We start from the raw sequence: 25,646 nt of genomic DNA, 5'->3' as shown, positions 1-25,646 counted from the left end.
GCCCGACATCGGGATCCAGTGGCGCTCGGACTATATCTCGGGCGTGGTGCGCAGGGCGGAGGGCTTCGTCGTCCTCATCGACCTGGCGCGATTGCTCTCCACGACCGACGCCGTCTCGTTGGCGGCCATCTCCGATCTGGAAGACGCCGCCTGATCCTGGGCTTGGGGCTGGTTTCTTGATCTAAAACGGCCGCTGCGGCGTAAACGGCGGAGAAAGCTTTCCCTTCTCCCCTTTGCTTCGCTAATAGGCCCGCAATGACCGATGCGCCCCCGAACGCCCCCGCCTCTCGTCTGACCCAGGCCGACGCCGAGGCCGCCGTCCGCACCTTGATCGAATGGGCGGGGGACAATCCCGACCGCGAGGGTCTGCTGGAGACGCCGGCGCGCGTGGCGCGCAGCTATCGCGAGCTGTTCTCCGGCTACGAGATCGATCCTCTGTCCTATCTGGAGAAGACCTTCGAGGAGACGGGAGGGTACGACCAGCTGGTGGTGCTGAAGGACATCCGGTTCGTCAGCTTCTGCGAGCATCACATGCTGCCGGTCGTGGGCCGGGCCCACGTGGCCTATCTGCCGACCGACCGGGTGGTGGGCATCTCCAAACTGGCGCGGGTGGTGCGCGGCTTCGCCCGGCGCCTGCAGATCCAGGAGAAGATGACCGCCGAGATCGCCGAAGCCATCCAGACCGTGCTGAGGCCCCAGGGCGTCGGGGTGGTGATCGAGGCCGAGCACAGCTGCATGACGCTGCGTGGCGTCAATGCGCCGGGCGCCAGCCTGTCGACCAGCCATCTGATCGGGGTGGTCCGCGACGACCCCCGCACCCGCGAGGAATTCCTGCGTCTCGTGCGCGGCTAAACCCGGTCTCTTCGGCCCGGCTCTTGCGAGATCGGGGTCTTAGGAGGCGTCAGCCGTGCCCTGGACCCTGATTTCGACCCGAAATGAGACAACCCCCATCGCCCGGGGCGGATGGCTGGATGCGCTGCGGTTCATCGTGGCCTTCCTGATCATCCTGCATCACTTTCAGGCGGCGGGGCCGGTTCCTCTGGCTGAGGCCGTGCATCCGGTGTTCGAGCGCGGCGGCTTTCTGCTGACCAACTTCTTCCTGATCGATTCCGGCTATGTGCTGATGCGGGTCTATGGGGCGGCGGTGGGCCAGGGACGGATGTCGCCGGGCGATTTCTTCTTGAAACGGGTCCTGCGCGTCGTTCCCGCCCATCTGATCATGGGGCTGTCGCTGGTGGCCCTGGTGCTCCTGAGCACGGCGGCCGGCGTCATGCCGCGCAATCCCGAATGGTTCCGCTGGGACCAGTTGCCGGCCCAACTGCTGCTGTTGCAGTCCTACGGCGTGCCTGGCGGCCTGGGCTGGAATGCTCCGACCTGGTCGATCTCCGCTCTGGTCGGCTGCTATCTTTGCTTTCCCTGGATACTGCGGGGTCTGATGCGTCTGGGGGCATGGGGGACGCTGGCCTTTGGGATCGGCGCCTATCTGATCGCCAACCAGCTTTGCTGGAGCCTGGTGGGCTATCCCGTCTATCAGATGCCGATGGGGTATGGCTTCGTGCGCGCCCTGCCGCTGTTTGTCCTGGGCATGAGCCTGGCCTGGTTCGCCCAGAAGGTCTGGATCGCGCCGCGCCTGGCCGGCTGGGTCGGGGGCGCCGCCTTCTGCGGTCTGGCCGTCGCCCAGGCCTTTGACAAAAACGCCCTGATTTCCCTGGCGATGATCTCGCTCATCATCCTGTCCGCCGGCGCCGTGCCGGTCCGGCGCCCGTCGAAACTGGTCGAAACCGCCGCCATGGTCTCCTTCTCGATGTTCATCTCCAACGAGGTGGTCCGCATCGCCTGGTTCGGCGTCGTCAATGTCGCGGTCGCCCGTTTCGCCCTGTCGGAGCCGATGCAGTGGGCGCTGTGGGGCGGCGGGGTGCTCACGGCGGTCGCCTTCGCCTTCGCCTTCCATTTCGCGATCGACGATCGTATCCAGTCGCGGATCCGATCGTGGTTCAGGGCGCGCGGCGGGCGGCGCGGTCAAGCCGGACTAGAGGCCGGTCCGGTCATTTCAATCGAGGGATAAGGGGCTGTGCGCGTCCACTACGGCGAGTTTAAACGTTGCCCACGTGTAACAGAACGGTGTTCAGGCGCTTTGTCACGGCATTTTATCTTGCAATGCAACATTACTCATCGCTTAACTATCGGTAGGGGCGGCTTGGATGGCTAAGGAGGAGTTTGAGATGTTCGAAAGCTTGTCCAGTGCGACGTTGACCAATGCGTCCACGCCCCCGGCCGAGAAGGTCTGGACGCCGGCGTTCCGGCGCGGTCCGGGCTCCGCCGCCTGCAAACGAGCCATGGATATCCTGCTGGCGGGAGGGGCGCTTCTAGCCCTGTTGCCAGCCCTTCTGATGATCGCCTTGGCGGTTGTCCTCGAAAGTCGGGGACCTGTTTTGTTCCGCCAGCGCCGCACCGGCCTGGACGGCAAGGTCTTCACGATCCTCAAGTTCCGCAGCATGACGGTGACCGAGGACGGCGACAAGATTGCGCACGCCTCCAAGAACGACAAGCGCGTCACCCGCGTCGGCGCCTTTATTCGCGCCACCAGCCTGGATGAGCTGCCGCAGCTGATCAATGTCCTCATAGGCGACATGTCTCTGGTCGGCCCGCGTCCGCACGCCCTTGCCCACGACAGCCACTACGGCGCCCTGCTGCCACGCTACGGCGACCGGTTCGCCGTGCGTCCCGGCCTGACCGGCCTGGCCCAGATTTTGGGCCTGCGTGGCGAGATCCACCAGCTCAGCTGCATGGCGCGTCGGGTCGATGCCGATGTAGAATACGCCGCTGGCTGGACCTTCCGCGACGATCTGCTGATCATCTGGCGCACGGTTCCGATGATCCTGAAACGCGTCAACGCCTACTGATCGCAGGCGGGCTTTTCGACCCGCCGCGTCACGCGCCTGGCCTGAACTTCAGTCCTCGTCTTCGTCTTCGGACGGATCGGGGATTTCCGGCGTGACTACCGTCGGGGCGATGGTCTTGATCTCGCCCAGCTTGGCGCCGGGGAAGGCCAGAAGCACCGCCTTGATGAAGGGATCGGCCTCGACCTTCTCGCGCTCGGCAGCGCGATCCTTCTTCTGCCGCTCGATCAGGGTCTCGCCGCCGCCCTGGCCGTTGGCGGCGATCAGCCAGGTGCGGCCGGTCCATTCCCTCAAACGCCCGGCCAGGCGACGGGCCAGTTCGACCGGCGCGCCCTCGACGCTTTCATAGACGATGGCGCCGGGCTTGAACGAGACGGGTTTCACGAACCGTTCGACGTCCATCTGCAGACCGACTTCACGCTTTTCCCCGATGAGGGCCACGACCTGTTCGAAGCTCTGTGGATCGGGCAGGGCCGGGGCCATGACGGGCCGGGCGGCCAACTGGGCGGACGCGCCCCCGCCGCCTCCGCCTCCGCCGCCGCGCGGGGCTGAACCACCGCCCATGGGCTCGCCGGACTGGAGCCGCTTCAGCGCCTCTTCCGGCCCCGGCAGATCGGCCGCATAGGCCAGACGAACGATAGCCATCTCCACCGCATCCGCCGGATTGGGCGCGCGTCGCACCTCGTCCAGCGCCTTCAGCAGCATCTGCCAGGTGCGCGACAGGGTCGCCGCCGGGATGGCGGCGCCCAGGGCCGCCAGCTTCTGGGCCTGATCATTGGGCAGGCGGGTCGCGTTGGGGCCCAGCATCTTGGCCACCGAGGCGGCGTGGCAGTGTTCCAGCAGGTCGTTGGTCACCTGCACCGGATCGGCGCCAAAGCCGTACAGGGTGCGGAAATTCTCCAGCGCCTCCGGCGTGCGGCCGGCCATGACGGATTCGAACAGGGCGATGGTCTGGCTGCGGTCGGCGAGACCCAGCATGTCCCGCACCGTCTCGGTCTTGACCATCTCGCCGCGCTCGGCCTGGACCAGGGCTTGGTCCAGCAGGGACAGGCCGTCGCGAACCGAACCCTCGGCCGCGCGCGAGATCAGGGCCAGGGCGTCCTGCTCGATCTTCATCCCCTCGCGCTCGGCGATCCGGCCCAGGTGATCGACCAGGATGTCAGGCTCGACCCGGCGCAGGTCGAACCTCTGGCAGCGGCTCAGGATCGTCACCGGCACCTTGCGGATCTCGGTGGTGGCGAAGATGAATTTGGCGTGGGGCGGCGGCTCCTCCAGCGTCTTAAGCAGGGCGTTGAACGCCTGCGTCGACAGCATGTGGACCTCGTCGAGGACATAGACCTTGTAGCGCGCCTCGACGGGGGCGTAGCGGACGCTTTCCAGTATGTCCCGGATGTCGTTGACGCCGGTGTGGGACGCGGCGTCCATCTCCATGACGTCCATATGCTGGCCGGCCATGATGGCGGCGTCGTGCCGGCCGTGGGCGGTCAGGGTCAGCGACGGCTTGTCGATGACGTCGGTCTGATTGTTCAGGGCGCGAGCCAGCAGGCGGGCCGTGGTCGTCTTGCCGACCCCCCGCACCCCGGTCAGCATGAAGGCGTGCGCGATCCGGCCGGTCGAGAAGGCGTTGGTCAGGGTGCGGACCATCGCCTCCTGGCCGATCAGATCCTCGAAGGTGCGCGGCCGATATTTGCGGGCCAGGACCTGATAGGCGGCGCCGTCATCGACGTGGGGCGGGACTTCGGATGGGGCGACCCTGGCGACGGCAGGCGCAGCGACTGGCTCGGGCGCAGCGGCAGGCTCGGCCGCCGGGGCGGGCGCGCCGAACATGTCGTCTGTGTTCTCGTCGCGCTCGACGACGTCGTCCTCTTCCCAGGGCGGGCCGTCGAGATTCATGTCGCTGTCCGTCATGGGAGAAGTCTTACAGCGGGTGAGCGGCGGGAAGAAGGGATTCTAGTTTGTCACCTCCCCCCTTTGCGGGGAGGTGGCGCGGCGCGGCTCTTTCACTACATCCCCGATGTCTGTGGGACGTTCCGAACCCCTCCACCGCTTCGCGGTCCCCTCCCCATTGCATGGGGAGGAGACAGAGCGCACTCAAGCAGCGAGCGACTGCGCCCCGAGCGATAGCGCAAAGAACCGCGCTCAAGCAGCGAGCCGCCGCGCGGCGAGCGATAGCGCAAAAATAGAGAGAGTAGAGACCGCACGACCCGAAGGTGAATTCGTTGTGGCTGCTGCCTTCCGGCCCTGACCAGGTTGGCGAAGCCTTCGCCCGCACGATCTCCGAGAGGGGATATGACGGGTGCGGCGGATGGAATCAAGCGTTACAAGGCCGCATGGCTCATCAGAACATCTTCGCCGGCAATCCCCTCGACCGGGCCGGCGATCTGCGTAACGACCCCGAATGGCTGGCCGCACAGGAGGCCAATCCCGAGGCTCAGGCCCTGGTGTTGTGGGAAGGGCGGCCGCTGGTCGAGGAGACGGCCGACGGGCCGCGTCTGGCGTGGCTGTCACTGAAGCACGCGCGCGACATGGTCCCGGACCGGGACGTGTTTCTCGGCCTGTGGAAGGCGGCGCCGGTCTTCGCCATCGAGTTCGAAGGTTCGATCGATCCGGCCGAGGGGCCGGTGCGGGGCCTCGGGGCCTTTCACGAGATGCGCGGCGCCGCCGCCATCCTGCCGGCCCAGGACGCGGCCATGGCGGGCGGGGCCAAGAGCCTGTTCGACTGGCGGCGAAAACACGGTTTCTGCGCCAACTGCGGGACGCTGAGCGAGACGATCTCGGGCGGGTGGAAGCGGCGTTGCCCAGCCTGCGGGACCGAACATTTCCCGCGTGTCGATCCGGTCACCATCATGCTGCCGGTCTACAAGGGCGGTCCCGAGCCGATCTGCCTGCTGGGGCGCCAGGCGGCCTGGCCCGTGGGGCGGATGTCGGCTCTGGCCGGTTTCCTGGAACCCGGCGAATCGATCGAGGAGGCCTGCGCCCGCGAGGTGAAGGAGGAGGCGGGTCTGACCGTGGTCGACGCCGTCTATCACTCCAGCCAACCCTGGCCCTTCCCGTCGCAGCTGATGATTGGTCTGATCGCCGAGGTGTCGGACGACCAGGCGCGCCCCGACCAGACCGAGCTGGAATCGGTGGCCTGGCTGACGCGCGCCGAGGCTAGGGCGGTGCTGGCCGGCGTCCATCCGACCATCCAGGCGCCGCCGCCCTTCGCCATCGCCCACAGCCTGATCAAAGCCTGGGCGGAGGAGGGCTAATCTCCCTGCCCATGAAGGGGAGGAGAATTCGCTAGGCCAGCGCCCGCGCCGCCTCAAGATCGGCCGGATTATCGACCGACAGGGGGGCTTCGGCGATGACGGCCGCCCAGATCTCCATTCCCATCTCAAGGGCGCGCAGCTGTTCCAGCTTCTCGCGCTTCTCCAGCGGTGACTGGGGCGCGGCGCAGAAGCGGTTCAGGGCTTCACGGCGATAGCCATAGACGCCGATGTGGCGCCAGATCGGCCCCTCGCCGTACAGGGTCGAGCGGGTGAAATAGAGGGCGCGGGCCTGACGCTCATTCTCACCCAGGGCCAGCACCGCCTTGACCACATCGGGATTGGTCCGGTCCGAAACATCGGCCTCGGCCGCGACCAGGGTGGCGATGTCGCAGGTCGGTTCGCCGTGAAGTATGGCGGCGCAGGCTGTGGCCAGGCCCGGATCGGCGAAGGGCATGTCGCCCTGAACGTTGATGACGGCGTCGAAATCACCTTCCGGGTCTATGGCGTCGACGGCGGCGCGGATGCGGTCAGACCCCGACGGCAGGTCCGGATCGGTCAGAACGGCCCGGCCGCCTATCGCCTCGATGGCGGCCACGATCTCGGCGTCTCCGGCGGCCACGACCACCGGCAGGCCCGAGGCCTCGGCCTGCTGATAGGCCCACACGATCATGGGCTTGCCGCCGATTTCGGCCAGCGGCTTGTTGGGCAGACGGGTGGCCGCCATGCGAGCAGGTATCATTATCAGCGGATTCATGGTCATGCCTGGGTCTGCGTCGATCATCCGGCTCTCGTCGAAGGCTTCGCGCCGGTTGCGAACCCCGCGCTACCGTGCCAGACGTCATCCGGCAAGGAAGGCTTCGCTGCGCAAGATGGCGGGGTTGGGAAACCTTAGGGATGGGATGAGACGACGCGCATGAGCGGCGATCTGAAATGGAACAAGATATTCGGTGCGGCTCTGGGGACGGCTTTCGTCATCCTGGTCGTGCAACAGGCGTCGGGCCTGATCTATCATTCCGAGCCGCCGGAAAAGATGGGCTATTTCGTCGATGCGCCGGATGAGGCCGCAGGCGCCGAACAGGCCGAGTTGCCGCCGGACTGGGGCACTGTCCTGCCGGCCGCAGACATCGCCGCCGGCGAGGCCGCCTTCGCGCGCTGTCAGGCCTGCCATAATGCGGCGCAGGGCGGGGCGAATGGAATCGGCCCGAATCTTTATGGCGTCGTCGGCGGGCCGGTTATGCACCGCCCGGGCTTCGCCTATTCGGACGCCATGGCCAAGCACAAGGCTGAGGCGCCGACCTGGGGCTATGACGAGCTGAACGCCTTTATCACGGCGCCGGCCCGCTATGTGCCGGGCACCAAGATGTCGTTCGCCGGCATCCGGGACACCCAGACGCGGATCAATCTGATCGCCTGGCTGCGGACGCAAGGGTCCAGCGGCTTCGCCATTCCGGCGCCTGATCCAGCCCGTCAGCCCGGCGCGGCGGCGCCTGCGGAAGGGGCTGAAGCCCCGGCCGAGGGCGCGCCCGCGACCGAGGCGACCGGTGAAATCCCCGCCATCGGTGCTCCGGCCACGGTCCAGGAAACCCCGGCGGCTCCGCCCGCCGCGACCAGCATGGCGCCGCCGAACAACTGATCCACTGTCCTGTTCGTCATCCTCGCCACGAGGGCGAGGATGACGGGCTTGAAAGCAGGATAATTGAAACGGGGCGGCCTTTGCGGACCGCCCCGTCGTCTCTTGGGCCTGACCGCGCGCGATCAGAGGATCTTCGCGGCTTCGTCGAACGACAGGCGAGGTGAGCGTGGAAACAGGTTCTCGTCCGTGCCGTAACCCAGGTTCATAATGTAGTTCGGCTCGACATTGCTGTTGGGGAAGAACTCGGCCTTCATCGCCGCGGCGTCGAAGCCGGACATCGGGCCGACGTCCAGACCCAGGGCGCGGGCGGCGATGGTCAGGTATCCGCCCTGCAGCGAGGCGTTGCGGAAGGCGGTCTCGCGGCGCCCGGCCTCGTCGGCGAACCAGGCCTTCGCCCCCGGCGCATGCGGAAACAGCGTGTCCAGATGCTCGTGGAAATCGATGTCGTGGGCGACGATCAGATTGACCGGGGCCTGTTGCGTCTTGGCGCGGTTGCCTTCGCCCATCAGTGGGATCAGGCGCGCCTTGGCCTCGGGCGAGGTGACGAAGACGAAGCGAGCCGGGCTGGCGTTGACGGCCGTGGGGCCGAACTTGGTCAGATCATACAGTTTCTGGAGCAGTTCCGGCGCGACGGGGCGGTCGCTCCAGGCGTTGCGGGTGCGCGCCTCGGTGAAGAGTTGCGACAGGGCGGCGTCCGACAGCGGAGCGTCGCGTTGGGTGATGGCGTCATAGGCCATGGCTGAGCGTCCTGATCAACAAAAAGCAACAAGTGCAGTGGCGGATTTAGACCGATCTGTAACTCATGCAAGTGCGAATATGGCAATCCAGCGTTTCCAATCGGGATATTTCGCCGCGCGCCTGTGTGACAAAGACCCCTGTCGCGACGGCCCGCTTCGCCTTATCTGGGGGGCATGAAAGACCTTACCCAACTAATGCAGCAGGCCCAGGCGATGCAGCAAAAGCTGCAGGACGCCCAAGCCAAGATGGCCGAGAACACTGCCGAGGGCTCTTCGGGCGGCGGTCTGGTCAGCGTTTCCATCAAGGGCGCCGGCGAGATCACCGGAATCCGGATCGACGACAGCCTGCTGTCGCCGGGCGAGGGCGAAATCCTGGCCGACCTGATCATCGCCGCCCACGCCGACGCCAAGCGCAAGTTGGACGAGGTCAACAACGCCCTGATGCGCGAGGCCGCCGGCCCCATGGCCGGGATGAATATTCCCGGAATGCCGAAACTGTTCTGATGGCCGCCTCCGCCGGGCCGGAGATCGAACGGCTGATCTCGCTTCTCGCCAAGCTTCCGGGCCTGGGCCCGCGCTCGGCCCGGCGCGCGGCCCTGGCTCTGTTGAAACGGCGCGAGCAGTTGCTCGTGCCGCTGGCGGCGTCCCTGGCCGAAACGGCCGAGAAGGTGGTGTCCTGTTCGGTCTGCGGCGCGCCCGACACCCGTGACCCCTGCGCCATCTGTTCGGACGGATCGCGCGACAACGGCCTGATCTGCGTGGTCGAGGAGGCCGGCGCCCTGTGGGCCATGGAGCGGTCCGGCGCCTTCCGCGGCAAATATCATGTGCTGGGCGGCCTGTTGTCAGCCCTGGACGGGGTCGGCCCCGAACATCTGCGCATCGCCGAACTGGTCGGCCGCGTCCGCCACCAGAACGAGGGGGGCGGCGCTGTGCGTGAGGTCGTCCTGGCCCTGCCCGCCACCGTCGATGGCCAGACCACCGCCCATTATGTCGCCGAACGGATCGCCGGTCCCGACGTTCAGGTCACCTCCCTGGCGCGCGGCGTGCCGGTGGGCGGCGAGCTGGACTGGCTGGACGACGGCACCATCGTCCAGGCCATGCGGGCCCGACGGCCGGCGTGACGATCCGTCGGGATTGATCCCGGTCCCGAAACGCGCTGTGGTGGAGGCCAGTTGGTCGTGGGGCACGAAATGGGGCGAGAGGTGAAGGTGGCGCTGGGCGCTGCGGCGGGCATCGCCGGCCTGGTGATCGCATTCCTCTTCCTAGTCCGGTTCGCCGTGCCCCTGATCCTTGAAGCCCATTTCGCCGGCAGTCTGATCACCGCCTCGGTGGTGGGGATCGCCGGCATTCTGGCCCTGTGCTGGGCCGCGTGGCGACTGTTTGTGTGGGCGTCGCGCGCCCTGGGCGTCTCGGGGGGAGACCAATGACCTTTGGAAACGGAACGGGCGGGATCAAGCCGCCGGCATTTCGCGCCGGCGGCTCGGTGGGCCGCACCCTGCTGATGATCGGCGGCATACTGGGGCTGATCCTGGTCGCCTCGGTCAGCGTCTCGTCGTGCAGCGTCACGGTCGAGAGCGGCTATATGGGGATCAAGACGACGAAGTTCGGACCGAACCCCGGCGTCCAGAAGGAAGAGCTGGGCCCCGGTTTCCACTGGGAGGGCATCGGCGAGAAGATCCGCACCTATCAGACCCTGCAACGCACCTATTCCTATACCCGCGAACCGAACGCCGACGGGCGCGAGAACGAGGAGATCATGTTCTCCGACGTCCTGGGTCTGCCGATGACCGCCGACGTGGCCCTTACCTTCAAGGTGCGCGAGGATCGGGCGGCTGACCTTTACGCCACGTGGCGCCAGGAGTTCGACGCCTTCATCGACGGGCCGCTGCGCACCTCGGTGCGCGCCGCCATCGCCCGCGAGACCGAGAAACTGCCGGTCGCCTGCAACGCCCAGCAGTCGAGCGTCCCGGTCGTCGCGCCCGTGGCGGCGCCTGGCGCCCCCATCGTTCCCGTCGGCACACAGGACGCCGAGGACTGCCCCGGCCAACTGATCGGCCCCGGTCGCCAGATCGTGCTTCAGAAGGCTATGCAGGCCCTGCAACGCGAATGGGCGCCCCAGGGGCTGGACATCATCCGCATGGAGTGGGTCGGGTCGATCCGCTATCCCGAAAGCGTCGTCGCCGCCATCCAGTCGCGCACCACGGCCGAGCAGAACACGCGGGCGGCTCTGGAGCGGGTCAATCTGGAGCGCGCCAACGCCGAGGCCCGCATCGCCCAGGCGCGCGGTCAGGCCGAGGCCAACCGGCTGCTGGCCGAATCGATCCGGTCCAACCCCGAGGTCGTCCGCCTGCGCGAGGTCGAACGCACCCTGGGCGTCTGCCCGCTGGACGCGGAAACCTGCGTCGTCGGCTCGGGCATCGACGTATCGGCCCTTATCGCGTCCCGCAACGCGGCCTCGGGGGCGGATCGCTAAAGCCCTTCAGGGAACCGGCCGTGCACCGGCTTCTCCGGGAGGCCGACTCCGGCTAGGAACGGAGCATGAACATGCTCGCGCCGATTCTCGCAGTCCTCGCCGCCGCCCTGGGGGGCGGTTTCCTGTGGGCCTTCATGGGCTGGCAGAGGGCGAGCGGGGAGTTGTCGGCGGCCCTGGCGCGGATCGATCTGGTCGAGGAGAGCCGGGTCACGATGGGCGAGCTGCTGAAGGCCCAGGCGGCCCAGTCGGCCCAGGTTGTGGCGGACCAGATGGTCAGTCGCGCGACCGAAACCTTCCGCGCCCAGGACCAGCTGGCGCGCGAGCGGATGGCGGCCCAGTTGAAGCCGGTGGCCGACACACTGACGAAGTTCCAGGAACATGTGGCGGCGCTAGAGAAGACCCGGGCCGAGGAGACCGGCGGTCTCAAGGAACAACTGACCCAGTTGATGGCCGCCTCTTCGGCGACGCGGGACGAGGCGCGCAAACTGACCGAGGCCCTGCGCGGCAATACAGGACGGCGCGGCCGCTGGGGCGAACAGACCTGCCGAAACGTGCTGGAGGCCGCCGGCATGGCGGGCCGGTTCGACTTTACCGAACAGACCTCCAGCGCCGACGACGAGGGGCGGCAGAACCGGCCCGACTTCCTGGTGCGTCTGCCGGGCGGCGGCCTGTTCGTGATCGACGCCAAGGTGCCCCTGGCCTTTGACGACGAAGAGGGGGACGAGGAGGCGCGCGCCCGCTCGGTCGGCCTGCGCATCGCCGCCAGCCTGAAGACCCATGTGCGTCAGCTGTCGTCCAAGGCCTATCAGGACCAGTTCAAGCCCAGCCCCGATTTCGTCGTCCTGTTCGTGCCGGGCGACAGCTTCCTGTCCACCGCCCTGGACCATGCGCCGGACCTGTTGTCGGACGCGATGGAATCGCGGGTCGTCATCGCCACGCCGTCGACCCTGTTCGCCCTGTGCAAGGCCGTGGCCTACGGCTGGCGGGCCGAGGAACAGGCGGCCAACGCCGACAAGGTCGCCGCCCTGGGGCGCGAACTCTACAAGCGGCTGTCGGTCATGGGTGGGCACGCCTCGGCGGTCGGCCGGGCGCTGGATACGGCGGTTGGCAAGTACAACCAGTTCGTCGGTTCGCTGGAGAGCCAGGTCATGGTCTCGGCCCGCCGGTTCGAGGACCTTCAGGTGGACCACGAGGGCAAGGAAATTCCGGCCCTGGCCCAGGTCGAAACCCAGCCGCGCACCATCACCCGGCCTGAACTGACGGGGCCGTCAGACAACTGACCTTGTCTCTTTGACAAGTGTGCTTGACACCTGTGGCGGCATAGGTAAAGTGACCTTGTCATAACGACAAGGAGCATTGTCATGACCCGCACCGTGAAGAGGATTTTGATCGGCTCGGCCTGTGTGTCAGTTGTCGGCGTCCTCCTCTCCTATGTGGCTGGCTACGCCGTCGGCCATTTCTTCTCCGACGACCCCGAGGGCATGGCGCGGTTCGAGGCGACCGTCGGCCCCGTCGTGCTGGGTGTGGGGGGTCTCGCCATCATGGGCGGCGCACTCTGGACGGCTGTGGCCTGGATGCGCTCAATCGATGAGGCGGCGCGCGAGGCTCACAAATCGGCCTGGTTCTGGGGCGGCTTGGCGGGCATGTCGCTGGGCGGCGTCGCCATCATTCTGTCCCTGCTGCCTCAAGCGTCGAGTTGGCGTCTGCCGTTCATATTTTTCGGCCGGGACGACCCCGCCATCCATGCGGCTATCGGCGCCTATGCGATGCTGCTGCTCATGGTGCTCGGCTATAGCGTCGCCTGGGTCTGGTGGTGGTGGAAGCGCCGTTGAGGGCTGAACCATGAACAACCGCCTCAAGGTGCTGCGCGCCGAACGCGACTGGTCCCAGGCCCATCTCGCCGAACTGCTGGGCGTGTCGCGTCAGACCGTCAATGCGCTGGAGACCGGTCGCTATGACCCCTCCCTGCCGCTGGCCTTCAAGATCGCCCGCGTCTTCGAACAACCGATCGAGTCCATTTTCTCGGAAGAGGAGAGCAACGGATGACCGCTTCATCCCCAAAAAATCCCCGCCTGCCGCGTCGTCTGTTGGTCGCTTTCGGCATGGGCGCGGTCATGGGGGCTGTCGGCTATGTCTTCGGCCGAACGATCCTGCCCCAGTTGATCGGGCCGGACGCCCTGGACGGCCTGAACCTGCGATGGTCAGACGCCCTGGCGGCCTTGACCGGCATCGCCCTGATGATCGGGGCCGGCGCCGTCATGGTCATCAGTCTGGACCCGCGTCGTCTGGCCCGGATGTATCATCTGGAAGAGCCCGCTTCGCCCGAGGAGGTCGGTCAGGCGCGCTTTCAGGCGGCCGTCCTGGGCTTCTCCGGCTTCATCCTGCTGCTGCCCATGGTCTTCGTTCTGGCGGGACTGGCGGGCGGCATGGCGATGGGCCTGATCATTTTGCTGTTCGCCCTTCATACCGTGCTGAACATCAGGATGTGGCGCGGCGTCGATGAACTGCTGCGCCGCACCACCCTGGAGGCCGCCACCGCGACCTTCTTCCTGGGCCAGGGCCTGCTCTTTCTCTGGGCGGCGGCCGAGCGGCTCAGCCTGCTTCCGCCTCTCACCGCCTGGGACGTCTACGCCGTCCTGATGACCCTTTACCTGTTTGTCTCCGCCGTCGTGTCCGCCCGTCGCGGGCTCGCTTAACACCCGACATTTCCATATCTTTCAACCGAGGAAGCCATCATGACCTTTTCCAAACGCCTGAAATCCTCCGTCTCCACCCTGGCCCAGGGCGTCTGCGGCGTCGCCGCCGGCCTGGCCCTGGTCTTCGCCATCGCCGGCGCGCCCGGCGAGGCCTTCGCCCAAGCCGCCCCTGCGCCTGCCGCCGCCCCCACCATTTCCGGCCAGGGCCCAGCTCTGTGGGTGGTCAAGGATACGGACTCGACCCTCTATCTGTTCGGCTCCATCCATGTGCTGCGCCCGACCACCGGCTGGGCCAGCCCGCGCGTCAATGCGGCGTTCGAAAGCGCCTCGGACATCTGGTTCGAGATCAGCAACCCCGACGACCAGGCGGCCATGATCCCGCTGATCCAGCAATACGGCTTGTCGCCCCAGACCCCGCTGTCCAGCCGGCTGACGCCGGAGGAACTGGCTGAGCTGGACGTCGCCGCCAAGGCCATCGGCGCCTCTGCCGCCCAGCTGGAGCCGATGAAGCCCTGGCTGGTCGCCCTGTCGCTGTCGGTCGCCCCTCTGATCAAGGCCGGCTACGACCCCCAGTCGGGCGTCGAACTGGCGCTGAAGGCGCGCGCCGAGGCTGCGGGCAAGTCCATCCACGGGTTCGAGACCCTGGAAGATCAGATCGGCATGCTGGCCACCCTGCCGGACGACGTCCAGCTCGAGTTCCTGCGCGAGACCCTGAAGGACTATGATCAGGCCGTGACCCTGTTGGATTCCCTGGTCGAGTCCTGGGCCAAGGGCGATGTCCCGGCCCTGGAGCGCCTGATCGTCGAGGACATGAAAACCGACGCCCCGGAACTGTACAAGGTGCTGCTGGTCGATCGGAACACCGACTGGGCCGACCAGATCCAGACCCAGCTCCAGGGCTCAGGCACCGCCTTCATCGCCGTGGGCGCCGCCCACCTCGCCGGCGACGACAGCGTTCAGTCGATCCTGAAGTCGCGCGGCGTCGCCGTCGAAAGCGTCGAATAGTCCTGCTCGCGGCGGCGCTCAGGCCTGATTGACGTCCCAGACGAAGATCACCCACAGCGCCGCCGCGACCACGCCCCCCAGGATGGCCGCCGCCAGACAGCCGAAGCCCAGGCCGCCCAGCCCCCTCCCGTCGTCGCCTCGCCGCATGATCTCGATTCCCCAAGCCCCGCCGACCTTGCCCCGACGTCTTGAGCCACGCCAGTCCTGCGTCTAAGGAGACGGTCGCGCGGGTGTAGTTCAGAGGTAGAACGTCAGCTTCCCAAGCTGAATGTCAGGGGTTCGATTCCCCTCACCCGCTCCAGTCCCTCTCATTTTCATCGCCACCTTCTTCGGCCGCCTTGGGCGGTGGTTGTAGCGAAGCTTGGCGCGTCGTAGGCAAGGGGGCGATCTGCCGCCGGGGCGGGGCCTTGGGAGGGGCGGGATGCATCACGCGATGAACACGACCGAACTGTATCTGATCGCCATGCTGATCATCTTCAGCGTGCCTTATCTGGTCTGGCGCGGCCTGAAGACGGACCATTACGCGCCGCTGGTGGTGGTGCAGATCATCGGCGGCATACTGTTGGGGCCAGGCGTGCTGGGGGCGGTGTTCCCGGCCTATTATGCGACGGTGTTCAATCCCCAGGTCGTCACCGCCCTGAACGGCGTCGCCTGGTGGGCGGTGATGATCTTCGTCTTCGTCGCCGGTCTGGAGCTGGATCTGCACGAGGCTTGGAAGAAGCGGGGAGAGACGAGCGTCACCGCCGGCCTCGCCCTGGTGACGCCTTTGGCCTTGGGGGCCCTTGCGGCGGTCGGCCTGCTGCAATTCCCCGGATGGACGGGGCCGGAGGGCCAGTCCTGGCAGGTGGTGCTGGGCATAGGCATGGCCTGCGCCGTGACCGCCCTACCGATCCTGATCCTGTTCATGGAAAAGCTCGACATCCTGCGTCAGCCGATCGGGCAGCGGATTCTGCGCTACGCCAGCCTGGACGATGTGGCCATCTGGGGCGTCCTGGCCCTGATCCTGCTCGACTGGGAACGAGTGGGCCGTCAGGTCGGCTTCCTGGTCGGTTTCGCCGTCGCGGCCCTGGCGGTGCGATGGTTGATGAAACGCCTGCCCGAGCCTGACCGGTGGTACGTCGCGCTGATCTGGCTGGCCGGCTGCGGTTTCGCCGGCGACTGGTCGGGCCTGCATTTTATGGTGGGCGCCTTCCTGGCGGGGGCCGTGCTGGATCACCGCTGGTTCGATCAGGCGCGGATGGACCTGTTCCGCAATCACATCCTGCTGGCGGTGATGCCCGTCTTCTTCCTCTCCACCGGGCTGCGGACCCAGTGGGATGTCGGCGGCGTTGCGGTGTTTGCGGCGGCGGCCGTTCTGCTGGTCGCCTCGGTGGCGGGCAAGCTGGCCGGGGTCCATATCGCCGGCCGGATCCTGAAATGGGAGAAGGGCGAGGCCTCGGTGATCGGCTGGCTGCTTCAGACCAAGGCCCTGATCATGATCATCTTCGCCAACATCCTGTTGGACAAGCAGATCATCACCAACGAGACCTTCACAGCCCTGCTGCTGATGGCCGTCGGATCGACCATGCTGACGATACCGATGGTGAAGCCGCAACTTGCCCGGCTGAGCCGGCTTCTGAGCAAGACCGGCTAGGCGCTTCAGCGAGGCGCGCGCTTGGCCAGAATCCGCTGCAGGGTGCGGCGGTGCATGCCCAGGCGACGGGCGGTTTCCGAAACGTTGTGGTCGCACAGCTCATAGACCCGCTGGATATGCTCCCAGCGCACCCGGTCGGCGCTCATCGGGTTTTCGGGCGGCTCGGGCGCTTCGTCGGCCGTGGCCAGCAAGGCCTTGACCACATCGTCGGCGTCGGCGGGCTTGGACAGATAGTCGACGGCGCCGGCCTTGACCGCCGCCACGGCGGTGGCGATGGCGCCGTATCCGGTCAGCATGACAATCCGGGCGTCCTCGCGCCGTTCGCGTACCGCCTCGACGATCTTCAGGCCGTTGCCGTCCTCCAGCCGCATGTCCAGCACGGCGAAGGCCGGGGCCTTGTCGCGAAGCAGCAGGTTGGCCTCGGCGACGGATTCGGCGGTGGTCACTTCAAAACCGCGTGCCTCCAGCGCGCGTCCCATCCGGGTGCGCAGCGCCTGATCGTCATCGAGCAGAAGCAGCGACTTGTCGGGTAGGGCGGCGATGCGGGTCTCGAGTTCGGACATTCTTCTCTCCTGCCGTTTCAAGTCGGGACCGATGGTGTCCGGGTCAAGGCCAAGGTTTCGCCTGCGACGCTAAGACCCACCGTTCCGCGACCGGACGATCTCAGGCCGCGACCTCCAGCGCCGGTCGCGCCCAGCGCACGGCGACACGGGCGCCGCGTGCGGGGCTTCGCGTCTCGGACGCGCTGTCGGGGCGGGGCAGCCCCTGGCCGACGCTGACCACGCCGCCGGTCCGCTCCAGCAGGGTGCGGGCGATGAAGAAGCCCAGCCCCATGCCGCCCTGGCTGGGGGCGATCGGGGCGTCGACCGGGCCGCGCCGTCGGGACGGGCGGGCAGCCGCGGCGATCTGGGCGGCCAGCGCCAGCCGCGCCTTGCCCTGGGGGCGGCTGGTCACATAGGGCTCGCCCAGCCGGGGCAGGATGTCGCCGGCGAAACCGGGCCCGTCGTCCAGTATGGCGATCTCGATCCAGCCGGCGTCGACCAGGGCCTGGACCCGCACGGTCGTGGTGGCGAAATCGGCGGCGTTCTCGACCAGGGTGGACAGGCCGTGGATCACCTCAGGCATCCGCCGCACGCGCGGGGCGGGCTGTCCCGGCGGGGTCTTGACCAGAACCTCGAAGTTCAGGTCGAAGCCCCGGTGCGGCTCCACCACCTCTTCCAGCAGGGCTTTCAGCGCCACGTCGGCATAGAGGGCGTCGTCCCCCTCGGGCTGCTGCGACAACTGGGTCAGTATTCCCCGGCACCGTTCGGCCTGTTGCAGGATCAGGGCGGCGTCCTCGGCCGCCTCGCTGCCGGGCGGCGAGGCGCGCTGAAGCTCCTTGGCCACGACCTGGATGGTGGCCAGCGGGGTGCCCAGCTCGTGCGCCGCCGCCGCCGCCAGCCCGCCCAGGGCCGCCAGCCTCTGTTCACGCTGCAGCACGTCCTGGGTCGTGGCCAGGGCCAGTTCCAGCTTTTCAGCGTCGGCCGCCACCCGCCAGGCGTAGCCGGCGGTGAAGACCACCCCCGTGACCAGGGCCATGGCCATGCCCAGTCGATAGAGCAGGGGCAGGTTGAAATGCTCGTGCGGCCGCCAGGGCAGGGGCTCGGACCAGAAGAACAGCACCCCGACCGCGATCAGGGCCAGCAGGCCCAGCAACAGGGCCTGGCGCGCCGGCAGGGCGGCCGCCGCGATCGTCACCGGCGCCACCAGCAGCAGGCAGAAGGGGTTCTCCAGTCCTCCCGTCAGGCCCAGCAGCACGCCCAGCTGGAAGATGTCGAACCCCAGGTGCAGCGCGGTCTGACGCCCGTCGGGCAGGCTGGCCTCCAGCCGCCGCACCCGCGCCATGGCGCCGACATTGACCGCCGCGCCGACGGCGATGACGATCAGACACGGCCAAAGCGGCAGGGGGAAATGCAGGCCCTGGTGCGCCGTCAGGATCGCCGCGCTCTGGCCCAATATGGTCAGCCAGCGCAGCACGATCAGGGTCCGCAGCGAAAAGCCCCGGCCCCGGCGCGGAGCGTCGCGCCATCCGGCTTCGGAAAGCCCTGCGGGGGCGTGCGGCGCGATGCGGTCTTCTGTCGAGGTCACCAGCCTTCTATAGACCGACGCGTAGATTTTCGTGAGAGACCGTCATGCCGCGTCGTTCCATCCTGTTGTTCGCGGGCGCCTGTATCGCCATCGCCGCCGCTCTGGCCATCGTCACCGTCGTGGTGGTCGGCAATCGTTCGACCTCGGCGGCGGGCGAGATCGGCTCGACCGGCCAGCCTCTGGTCGGGGGCGACTTCCAACTGGTCAATCAGGACGGCGCGACCGTCGACCAGACGATGCTGAACGGCAAATGGAGCCTGGTCTTCTTCGGCTTCACCTACTGCCCCGAGTTCTGCCCCACCACCCTGGCCGAAATCGCGGCGGTCCAGCAGCGGCTGGGCGACAAGGCGGAAGACCTGCAGATCGTCTTCGTCAGCATCGATCCCGAGCGCGACACGCCGCAGCAGCTGAAGGACTATCTATCCTCCGACGGCTTTCCCAAGGGGGCCATCGGCCTGACCGGCACGCCCGAACAGGTGGCCCAGGCGGCCAAGGCCTACCGCGCCTATTACGAGAAGGTCGGGGAGGGCGAGGGCTATACGATGAACCACTCGCTGACCGTCTATCTGATGGGCCCCGACGGCGAGTTCCGCACCGCCGTCGCCTATGGCCTGGGGCCGGACAAGTCGACGAAGATCATCGAGGACGCGATGGCGCGGGGCTAACCCCGCTCCCTGGTCTTGGTGAAGGCCACCTTGGGGAAGCGTTCGCCGACATAGCCAGTTTCCCAGCTGGACTTGGCCAGGAAGACGGGGGCTTGGTCGATATCGCGGGCCATCTGGGGGCGGTATTTGCCGCTGAAGTCCTCGATGTCGGCGTCTGTCCCGCCGATCCAGCGGGCCTCGGCGTAGGGGCTGGGCTCGAAGATGACGTCCAGGCCGTATTCCTCGCCCAGACGGTCGGCCATGACTTCGAACTGCAGCTGGCCCACGGCGCCGACGATGAAGTCCGAGCCGATCTCGGGGCGGAACAACTGGGTCACGCCCTCCTCGGCCAGACCCTCCAGCGCCTTCTTCAGGTGTTTGGCCTTCAGCGGATCCTTGACCCGGACCCGTTGCAGGATTTCCGGGGCGAAGTTGGGCAGGCCGGCGAACCGCACCACGCCGCTCTCCGACAGGCTGTCGCCGACCCGCAGCACGCCGTGGTTCGGAATGCCGATCACGTCGCCGGCGAAGGCGTCGTCGGCCAGTTCACGGTCACTGGCGAAGAACATGATCGGCGCATTGACCGACAGGGACTTGCCCGTGTTCTGCACCTTCAGCTTCATGCCGCGCTTGAAGGCGCCCGAGGCCATGCGGAACATGGCGATCCGGTCGCGGTGGTTGGGGTCCATGTTCGCCTGGACCTTGAAGACGAAGCCGGTGACCTCGTCGGCGCCGGGCTCGACCACGGTCTCTACGGGTGCGGGGGCGTTGCGGGTTTCGGGGGGGGATTCCTTGCGGGCCTTCATCGTTTTGGGCGCGGGGGCCCAGTCGCCGATAGCCTTCAGCAGTTCGTCGATGCCGAAATGGCGCAGGGCCGAACCCCACAGCACCGGCGTCATATGGCCTTCCAGGAAGGCCTGGCGGTCGAAAGCCGGATAGCCGCCCTCGACCAGTTCGACGGCCTCGGCCAGATTATCCTGCTCGCCGGCCTCGAAATACTGGGCCGCCTGGTCCAGCGGCAGGGCGGCGGGGTGTTCGGGATCCTCGGCTGAACCGGCGATCTTGCGGGTATAGGGCTGGAACCGGCCGGTCCCGACCTCGACCATGCCGCGCAGGCGATTGCCGCTCTCGGCCGGCCACCAGATCGGGGCCGGGTCCAACTGCAGCCGGGACGCGATGTCGTCCAGCAGGGCCATCGGGTCCTGGGCCTCGCGGTCCAGCTTGTTGATGAAGGTGATGATCGGAATGTCGCGCAGGCGGCAGACCTCGAACAGTTTCAGAGTCTGCGGCTCGATCCCCTTGGCGGCGTCCAGCACCATGATGGCGCAGTCGGCGGCGGTCAGGGTGCGATAGGTGTCTTCCGAGAAGTCCTCGTGCCCCGGCGTGTCGAGCAGGTTGAACATCTTGCCGTCGTGCTCGAACGTCATGACCGAGGCGCTGACGGAGATGCCGCGCTCCTTCTCGATCTTCATCCAGTCAGACCGGGTCCGCCGGTTCTCGCCCCGCGCCCGCACGGCCCCGGCCGCGCGGATCGCGCCACCCGCCAGAAGGATATGTTCGGTCAGGGTGGTCTTGCCCGCATCCGGGTGGGCGATGATGGCGAAGGTCCGCCGCCTCGCCGCCTCGGCGGCGAGGGTTCTGGAGGTTTTGGCGGCGGCTTCGGTCAGGGGCAGGGTGGACATGGCGCGCGACTACCCCGCCAAGCGCCGAAAGTCACTCCGCAGTCGGCGCGACCTCGACGGGGGTTGCGGTCGTTTCCGCTTCGCCGCCGCCAGCCTTGGCGCGATACTGGGCTATCAGGGCGCGAGCCATGTTGGTCGCGCCACTGGCGTGGGGGTTGGAGGCCAGCGGCTGGAGCAGGTCGATGGCTTCGACATATTCGTCGCGTCGCGCCCGGGCCTGCGCCGCCATCACGCGCAGCGTCGCCACCTGCGGCGCCAGATCCAGCCCGGCCAGCAGGGTCTCGACGTCATTGTCGGTCGGATAGTTGGGTGAGATCTGGCGAGTCTCGGCCAGCAGCATCAGCGTGCGGTAGTCGTTCGGGTCGATCTGATAGGCCTTTGCTAAATGACGACGGGCGTCACGGACCAGCGCCAGTCCCTCGGCCTGATTGTCGCGCGCCTGTACCCACAGGGTCTCGCCCAGTAGCCGCAGCACGTCGATATCGTCAGGCGAAGCCGCCAGCCGTTTTTCCAACAGACTTCGCGCCTCGGCCTTGTCTCCCAGTCTCAATTCCGCTCGCGCCAGCAGAAGTTGGGAGAACCGGTCATCGGGATAAGGGGCGACCTGGTGACGGATGTCGTCCAGCAGGGCCGCATCTTCGCCGAGGGTGGAAGACAGTCTGAGCCCTAACAGGATCAGTGCGCCTTCGCCGGCGGAGATGTCCGTCACCTGCAGCTCCGGCTGCGGGAATTGATCGCCGGTGATGATCTTGATCGCCATCCGCTGGCGTGCATATTCCCGCTGTTGCCGGTCCAGTTGGGCGATGGTCACGCCTGAAGCCGCCTCCATCGCCTCGACCGGATCCATGCCGGCGCGCAGCCTGTCGATATAGGCGTACAGGATCGGCATCCGCTCCGGGTTCGACAAGAACCAATGGGTCAGCAGCCACGACTGGGCATAGTACATTGACACAGCCTTCGGATCCTGGAACTCGAAGGGGTGCCGCGTCAGGATCAGTTGCAGCGGCAACCACTGACCATAGGTCAGCCAGTCGCCACGTCCTCTGTTCACCTCGCCGACCACCATGCGGCGGGGCTGTAACTGGGCGCTGGCGAAATATTCAGCATAACCCTCGACGAACCATGAGGGGAAGCCTGTGGCGAAAGATCCGATCATGAAATGGTGGGCGTACTCATGCAGCAACGTCGTCTGGTCGCGACGCTCGCGAATGGCCAAGGCGAATATCTCGTCGTTGGTGGCCTGATAAAAGCCCGCCACGTCTTCCGGCAACCCCGGCTCGACGGCGACCAATTGGTCGTGACTTCGCACCAGATAGATGGCGATGCGATGTTTGGACGCTCCGTTCGGATCGAGCTGATGCAACAGCCGCAGTGCGCTTTCATAAAGCTCCAGTTGCAGAGCCGCGTCGCGAAGCTGGCCCGTGTCGCCGTCGCTGTAGACGATAAATCGAGGCGTGTCGGCGCGCTTCCATCCCGCTGCGGCCGGCGTGGCCAGGAGGAGAAGGGCGGCTAGGGCGATAGACGCGGCACGCCAAAGGTTCAGGAACGTCATCAGCATGCCTCCGCTATCGTTGACGGAGACAGTGTTGCAATCCGCGCGCGTACTCGTCCACTTCAAATCTGGGTTTGCGCCACATCAAATAACCCCTCGCCATTAGGGGCTATTGGAGTCATTGTCGGGTCGGAGGACGATCAGGCCGTCAGAGCCCGACGCTCCCCTCCCGGATCAAACCGGGACCATAGGGAAAGGAAATGACGATGGCTGTTATCCATCCTGAAGACCGCGTCGCCGGTCTCGACCGCTCGAACTTCGAGCGCCCCCACAAGATGCATCCGGCGTTGGGACTGGTGGTGGGCTTCGGCTTCATCTTCGCCGTCGCCACTGCCGTGCACATTGTGTTCACGGCGTTCTGACGGCCGTTTGAAGCGACGCGGCGGACAACATGGCTGCGCCGAGCAGACGCTCAGGCGGGCCAGGGCCGACTAGGCCGCGAGGCGGTTCCAAACCGCGCGATCGGCGGTGATCGCGTCGAGGCGACGGCCCTTGTCCTGTAGCTGGTTCATGACCGCATCCGGCAGGGTGCAGAAGCGCGGCTCGACCAGGTCAGGGTCGCAGGCGACGGCGGGGGCGGCGAACAGAGCCGCGTTGACCTCGGGGCTGCGCTCGGCGATCAGCCAGGCCAGGCGGCGCGCCCGACCAGGATCGTTGCGATGCAGCAGCGGGTCTTCGGCGAACAGTTCGCAACCCATTTCAAGCACATAGTCGAAGCTCAGCTTCTCGAACCGGCGGGCGTCGGCGGGCGTGACCGGGCAGGCCTCGTCCAGGTCGAACACGACGTCGTTCAGGAGAAACAGCATGGACGAAACGCTTCTGGCGAACCGGACGCGATGTCGTCCGTACCCACATCTCTAGAGCAAGCCGCTTGCGGTCCGGTTCACGGACGCGGTTAAGGCTTTCTGACCGTTCCGGCCCATAAGACCGGCCCCGATCCGTCTCGGTTGGACGAAATGCCATAAGCCTGACGCCACGTGACCCTTGCGGAGACCGTCGAGGATCGCTTACCTGATCACGCATTGTTACAATCTCGGCCGTCGCGCCGGAGAGAGGCCGCCATGACGACCTATGAAGATCGCGCCGGGCTGAAGGTCGCGACCGAACTCACGGCCCTGATCGAACAGGCGGTGTTGCCGGATCTGGGCCTGGACGCCACGGCCTTCTGGAGCGGAACGGCGGACCTGTTGGCCCGTCTCGCGCCCGAGAACCGCGCCCTGCTGGCGACCCGGGACGATCTTCAGGCCCGCATCGACGCCTGGCACGCCGGCCGGAAGGGCCGGCCCTACGACCCGGCGGCGACCGAGGCTTTCCTGCGCGAGATCGGCTATTTGGTTGCTGAACCTGAGCCTTTCCTCATCGGCACGGACGGTGTGGATGCGGAGATCGCCAGGATGGCGGGACCGCAGCTGGTGGTGCCGGTGCTGAACGCCCGCTTCCTGCTGAACGCCGCCAACGCCCGCTGGGGCAGTCTGTACGACGCCCTCTACGGCACTGACGCCCTGGGGGACCTTCCTGTCGGCGGCGGCTATGACGCGGCGCGCGGCGCCCGCGTGGTGGCGCGCGCCAAGGCTTTCCTGGACGAGGCCGCGCGCCTGGCCTCCGGCTCCCACGCGGATGTCGCCGGCTGGTCGGTGGTCGACGGCGCCCTGGTCCCCGCTCTCGCCGATCCGGCCCAGTTCGTCGGCTTCGTCGGCGACGCAGCCGCCCCTTCGTCGATCCTGCTGGCGCACAACGGCCTGCATATCGAACTGGTGATCGACCGGTCCCACCCGGTTGGTCGCACCGATCCGGCGGGCCTGGCGGACGTGGTGCTGGAATCGGCCCTGACCACCATCGTCGATCTGGAAGACTCGGTCGCGGCCGTCGACGCCGCCGACAAGGTCGAGGCCTATCGCAACTGGCTGGGCCTGATGCGCGGCGACCTGTCGGCGACCTTCAGGAAGGGCGGCGAGACCCTGACGCGCGCGCTTGAGCCGGACCGCGACTGGACGGCCCCCGACGGCGCGACCGTGACCCTGAAGGGCCGCAGTCTGCTGTTCGTGCGCAACGTCGGCCATCTGATGACGACGCCCGCCATCCTGCTGCCCGACGGGTCCGAGGCGCCCGAGGGGATCATGGACGCGATCGTCACCAGCCTGATCGCTCTCTATGACATCAAAGGGTTGGGCGGCTTCGGCAACAGCGCCACGGCTTCCGTCTATATCGTCAAGCCGAAGATGCACGGCCCCGACGAGGCCGCTTTCACCAACCGGCTGTTCGACGCCGTCGAGGATTTGCTGGCCCTGCCCCGCCACACGATCAAGGTCGGCGTGATGGACGAGGAACGCCGCACATCCGCCAATCTCGCCGCCTGCATCCACGCGGTGAAGGACCGGATCGTCTTCATCAACACCGGCTTCCTCGATCGCACTGGCGACGAGATCCACACGGCCATGCAGGCCGGTCCGGTGGTGCGCAAGGCCGACATCAAGTCCAGCGACTGGATCACGGCCTATGAGGCGCGCAACGTCGCCATCGGCCTGAAGTGCGGCCTGTCGGGCAAGGCCCAGATCGGCAAGGGCATGTGGGCCGCGCCCGACCGGATGGCCGACATGCTGGAACAGAAGATCGGCCACCCCCGGACCGGCGCCAACACCGCCTGGACCCCGTCGCCGACCGCCGCGACCCTGCACGCGCTCCACTATCACGCGGTGGACGTCTTCGCGGTCCAGGCCGAAGTGGCGACCCGCCCGACGCCGGGGCTGGAGGCCCTACTGACCCCGCCTCTGGCCAACGGCGTCAACTGGTCGGAGGATGAGGTGGCGGCCGAGCTGGACAACAACGCCCAGGGCATTCTGGGTTACGTCGTGCGCTGGATCGACCAGGGCGTCGGCTGCTCCAAGGTGCCCGACATCCACGACATCGGCCTGATGGAGGATCGGGCGACCCTGCGGATCAGTTCGCAGCATATGGCCAACTGGCTATTGCACGGGGTCTGCACTCCCGATCAGGTCGAGGCTGCCTTCCTGCGCATGGCCGCCAAGGTGGACGCCCAGAACGCCGGCGACCCCCTCTATCGCCCCATGGCTCCCGACCCCGACGCCAGCCTGGCCTATCAGGCCGCGCGGGCCCTGGTGTTCGAGGGGACGGCCCAGCCCAACGGCTATACCGAACCCCTGCTGCACGCCTTCCGTCTGAAGGCCAAGGCGGCCTAGCCGGCGCCGCGCTCCGGGGGCGTTCGGGGCTCCGGCTCCAGGGCGATCTCGTCCGCGGTTTCGGCCATCAGGTCGTCGGCGGCGTCGTTTGCCGTGGGCCGGGGCGGTTGTGGGGC

Annotated in this window: 27 protein-coding genes, 1 tRNA gene and 1 other RNA gene; 19 read left to right on the top strand and 10 right to left on the bottom strand. The window is 67.1% G+C overall.

Features of this window, described 5'->3' with window-relative positions:
* The first annotated feature begins 255 nt into the window (after positions 1 to 255).
* The 3 genes from folE (at position 256) to H2037_RS15995 (ending at position 2,903) form a co-directional block, all read left to right on the top strand.
* On the top strand, positions 256 to 852 hold the full coding sequence (gene folE / locus H2037_RS16005) for a GTP cyclohydrolase I FolE (protein WP_292123965.1): 597 nt from the start codon (positions 256 to 258) through the stop codon (positions 850 to 852).
* Between the two features lie 55 nt (positions 853 to 907).
* The gene (locus H2037_RS16000; RefSeq protein ID WP_292123963.1) at positions 908 to 2,065 is read left to right on the top strand and encodes an acyltransferase; all 1,158 of its coding nucleotides are present in this window, start codon (positions 908 to 910) and stop codon (positions 2,063 to 2,065) included.
* Positions 2,066 to 2,222: 157 nt separating this feature from the next.
* The gene (locus tag H2037_RS15995) at positions 2,223 to 2,903 is read left to right on the top strand and encodes a sugar transferase (protein ID WP_292123961.1); all 681 of its coding nucleotides are present in this window, start codon (positions 2,223 to 2,225) and stop codon (positions 2,901 to 2,903) included.
* Between the two features lie 48 nt (positions 2,904 to 2,951).
* Here the strand turns inward: H2037_RS15995 and H2037_RS15990 are convergent, their stop codons facing one another.
* Both H2037_RS15990 and ffs read right to left on the bottom strand, forming a co-directional pair.
* A complete protein-coding gene (locus tag H2037_RS15990) occupies positions 2,952 to 4,808 on the bottom strand; it encodes a DNA polymerase III subunit gamma/tau (RefSeq protein WP_292123959.1) in 1,857 nt (618 codons plus the stop codon).
* A gap of 277 nt (positions 4,809 to 5,085) precedes the next feature.
* Positions 5,086 to 5,181, bottom strand: an RNA gene (gene ffs, locus H2037_RS15985) — signal recognition particle sRNA small type.
* A gap of 49 nt (positions 5,182 to 5,230) precedes the next feature.
* On the opposite strand from ffs, the gene nudC reads away from it, so the two are divergent.
* Positions 5,231 to 6,151, top strand: a complete 921-nt coding sequence (nudC, locus tag H2037_RS15980; protein ID WP_292123957.1) for an NAD(+) diphosphatase — start codon at positions 5,231 to 5,233, stop codon at positions 6,149 to 6,151.
* 31 nt (positions 6,152 to 6,182) lie between these two features.
* Here the strand turns inward: nudC and H2037_RS15975 are convergent, their stop codons facing one another.
* Positions 6,183 to 6,905 (bottom strand): 3-deoxy-manno-octulosonate cytidylyltransferase, encoded by a 723-nt coding sequence (locus H2037_RS15975; protein ID WP_292123967.1) that lies wholly within the window; start codon positions 6,903 to 6,905, stop codon positions 6,183 to 6,185.
* A 159-nt stretch (positions 6,906 to 7,064) separates the two neighbouring features.
* Here H2037_RS15975 and H2037_RS15970 point away from each other — a divergent pair, with 159 nt between their 5' ends.
* Positions 7,065 to 7,784 carry a cytochrome c family protein gene (locus H2037_RS15970; RefSeq protein ID WP_292123955.1) on the top strand — a complete coding sequence of 240 codons (720 nt, stop codon included), beginning with the start codon at positions 7,065 to 7,067 and terminating at the stop codon, positions 7,782 to 7,784.
* A gap of 122 nt (positions 7,785 to 7,906) precedes the next feature.
* Here the strand turns inward: H2037_RS15970 and H2037_RS15965 are convergent, their stop codons facing one another.
* Positions 7,907 to 8,521, bottom strand: coding sequence for a malonic semialdehyde reductase (locus tag H2037_RS15965; RefSeq protein WP_292123953.1), 615 nt, complete (start codon positions 8,519 to 8,521; stop codon positions 7,907 to 7,909).
* Positions 8,522 to 8,695: 174 nt separating this feature from the next.
* On the opposite strand from H2037_RS15965, the gene H2037_RS15960 reads away from it, so the two are divergent.
* The 9 genes from H2037_RS15960 to H2037_RS15920 all read left to right on the top strand — a co-directional run bounded on the left by H2037_RS15960 (position 8,696) and on the right by H2037_RS15920 (position 14,695).
* Positions 8,696 to 9,025 (top strand): YbaB/EbfC family nucleoid-associated protein, encoded by a 330-nt coding sequence (locus H2037_RS15960; RefSeq protein WP_292123951.1) that lies wholly within the window; start codon positions 8,696 to 8,698, stop codon positions 9,023 to 9,025.
* Positions 9,025 to 9,642 carry a recombination mediator RecR gene (recR, locus tag H2037_RS15955; protein WP_267514795.1) on the top strand — a complete coding sequence of 206 codons (618 nt, stop codon included), beginning with the start codon at positions 9,025 to 9,027 and terminating at the stop codon, positions 9,640 to 9,642. The genes H2037_RS15960 and recR overlap by 1 nt, the downstream gene beginning before the upstream one ends.
* A 57-nt stretch (positions 9,643 to 9,699) precedes the next feature.
* Positions 9,700 to 9,948: a hypothetical protein gene (locus H2037_RS15950; RefSeq protein ID WP_292123948.1), complete on the top strand. Its 249-nt coding sequence runs from the start codon at positions 9,700 to 9,702 to the stop codon at positions 9,946 to 9,948.
* Positions 9,945 to 10,994, top strand: coding sequence for an SPFH domain-containing protein (locus tag H2037_RS15945; RefSeq protein WP_292123946.1), 1,050 nt, complete (start codon positions 9,945 to 9,947; stop codon positions 10,992 to 10,994). Before H2037_RS15950 ends, H2037_RS15945 begins: the two co-directional genes overlap by 4 nt.
* Positions 10,995 to 11,059: 65 nt before the next feature.
* Positions 11,060 to 12,274: a DNA recombination protein RmuC gene (locus H2037_RS15940; RefSeq protein ID WP_292123945.1), complete on the top strand. Its 1,215-nt coding sequence runs from the start codon at positions 11,060 to 11,062 to the stop codon at positions 12,272 to 12,274.
* An 81-nt stretch (positions 12,275 to 12,355) separates the two neighbouring features.
* Positions 12,356 to 12,826 carry a hypothetical protein gene (locus H2037_RS15935; RefSeq protein WP_292123943.1) on the top strand — a complete coding sequence of 157 codons (471 nt, stop codon included), beginning with the start codon at positions 12,356 to 12,358 and terminating at the stop codon, positions 12,824 to 12,826.
* Between the two features lie 10 nt (positions 12,827 to 12,836).
* Positions 12,837 to 13,040: a helix-turn-helix transcriptional regulator gene (locus tag H2037_RS15930; RefSeq protein WP_292123941.1), complete on the top strand. Its 204-nt coding sequence runs from the start codon at positions 12,837 to 12,839 to the stop codon at positions 13,038 to 13,040.
* On the top strand, positions 13,037 to 13,690 hold the full coding sequence (locus H2037_RS15925; protein ID WP_292123939.1) for a hypothetical protein: 654 nt from the start codon (positions 13,037 to 13,039) through the stop codon (positions 13,688 to 13,690). The genes H2037_RS15930 and H2037_RS15925 overlap by 4 nt, the downstream gene beginning before the upstream one ends.
* 39 nt (positions 13,691 to 13,729) lie before the next feature.
* Positions 13,730 to 14,695: a TraB/GumN family protein gene (locus tag H2037_RS15920; RefSeq protein WP_292123937.1), complete on the top strand. Its 966-nt coding sequence runs from the start codon at positions 13,730 to 13,732 to the stop codon at positions 14,693 to 14,695.
* A gap of 18 nt (positions 14,696 to 14,713) precedes the next feature.
* On the opposite strand, the gene H2037_RS15915 is transcribed toward H2037_RS15920, so the two are convergent.
* Complete coding sequence (locus H2037_RS15915) at positions 14,714 to 14,842, bottom strand: hypothetical protein (protein WP_292123935.1); 129 nt, start codon at positions 14,840 to 14,842, stop codon at positions 14,714 to 14,716.
* A gap of 79 nt (positions 14,843 to 14,921) precedes the next feature.
* Here H2037_RS15915 and H2037_RS15910 point away from each other — a divergent pair.
* Together H2037_RS15910 and H2037_RS15905 are read left to right on the top strand one after the other, a co-directional pair.
* Positions 14,922 to 14,996: transfer RNA gene (locus H2037_RS15910), tRNA-Gly, on the top strand.
* Between the two features lie 120 nt (positions 14,997 to 15,116).
* On the top strand, positions 15,117 to 16,328 hold the full coding sequence (locus H2037_RS15905) for a cation:proton antiporter (RefSeq protein ID WP_292123933.1): 1,212 nt from the start codon (positions 15,117 to 15,119) through the stop codon (positions 16,326 to 16,328).
* Positions 16,329 to 16,333: 5 nt separating this feature from the next.
* On the opposite strand, the gene H2037_RS15900 is transcribed toward H2037_RS15905, so the two are convergent.
* Entirely contained in the window at positions 16,334 to 16,891 is a 558-nt protein-coding gene (locus H2037_RS15900) for an ActR/PrrA/RegA family redox response regulator transcription factor (protein ID WP_292123931.1), read from the bottom strand.
* Positions 16,892 to 16,991: 100 nt separating this feature from the next.
* Positions 16,992 to 18,455: an ActS/PrrB/RegB family redox-sensitive histidine kinase gene (locus H2037_RS15895; protein WP_292123929.1), complete on the bottom strand. Its 1,464-nt coding sequence runs from the start codon at positions 18,453 to 18,455 to the stop codon at positions 16,992 to 16,994.
* Between the two features lie 44 nt (positions 18,456 to 18,499).
* Here H2037_RS15895 and H2037_RS15890 point away from each other — a divergent pair, with 44 nt between their 5' ends.
* Complete coding sequence (locus tag H2037_RS15890; RefSeq protein WP_292123927.1) at positions 18,500 to 19,120, top strand: SCO family protein; 621 nt, start codon at positions 18,500 to 18,502, stop codon at positions 19,118 to 19,120.
* On the opposite strand, the gene H2037_RS15885 is transcribed toward H2037_RS15890, so the two are convergent.
* The gene (locus tag H2037_RS15885; protein ID WP_292123925.1) at positions 19,117 to 20,781 is read right to left on the bottom strand and encodes a peptide chain release factor 3; all 1,665 of its coding nucleotides are present in this window, start codon (positions 20,779 to 20,781) and stop codon (positions 19,117 to 19,119) included. The two genes, H2037_RS15890 and H2037_RS15885, sit on opposite strands and share 4 nt — an antisense overlap.
* 31 nt (positions 20,782 to 20,812) lie before the next feature.
* The gene (locus H2037_RS15880; protein WP_292123923.1) at positions 20,813 to 22,333 is read right to left on the bottom strand and encodes a tetratricopeptide repeat protein; all 1,521 of its coding nucleotides are present in this window, start codon (positions 22,331 to 22,333) and stop codon (positions 20,813 to 20,815) included.
* A 206-nt stretch (positions 22,334 to 22,539) separates the two neighbouring features.
* On the opposite strand from H2037_RS15880, the gene H2037_RS15875 reads away from it, so the two are divergent.
* Positions 22,540 to 22,695: a hypothetical protein gene (locus H2037_RS15875; RefSeq protein WP_292123921.1), complete on the top strand. Its 156-nt coding sequence runs from the start codon at positions 22,540 to 22,542 to the stop codon at positions 22,693 to 22,695.
* Positions 22,696 to 22,764: 69 nt separating this feature from the next.
* On the opposite strand, the gene H2037_RS15870 is transcribed toward H2037_RS15875, so the two are convergent.
* Positions 22,765 to 23,139, bottom strand: a complete 375-nt coding sequence (locus H2037_RS15870; RefSeq protein WP_292123919.1) for a hypothetical protein — start codon at positions 23,137 to 23,139, stop codon at positions 22,765 to 22,767.
* Between the two features lie 255 nt (positions 23,140 to 23,394).
* Here H2037_RS15870 and H2037_RS15865 point away from each other — a divergent pair, with 255 nt between their 5' ends.
* On the top strand, positions 23,395 to 25,530 hold the full coding sequence (locus tag H2037_RS15865; protein ID WP_292123917.1) for a malate synthase G: 2,136 nt from the start codon (positions 23,395 to 23,397) through the stop codon (positions 25,528 to 25,530).
* Positions 25,531 to 25,646: the final 116 nt, after the last annotated feature.

This window comes from Brevundimonas sp., assembly GCF_013912065.1.
Classification (GTDB): domain Bacteria; phylum Pseudomonadota; class Alphaproteobacteria; order Caulobacterales; family Caulobacteraceae; genus Brevundimonas.
The sequence above is the reverse complement of the archived record's forward strand: the minus strand, read 5'-3'. Positions and strand labels throughout refer to the sequence as shown.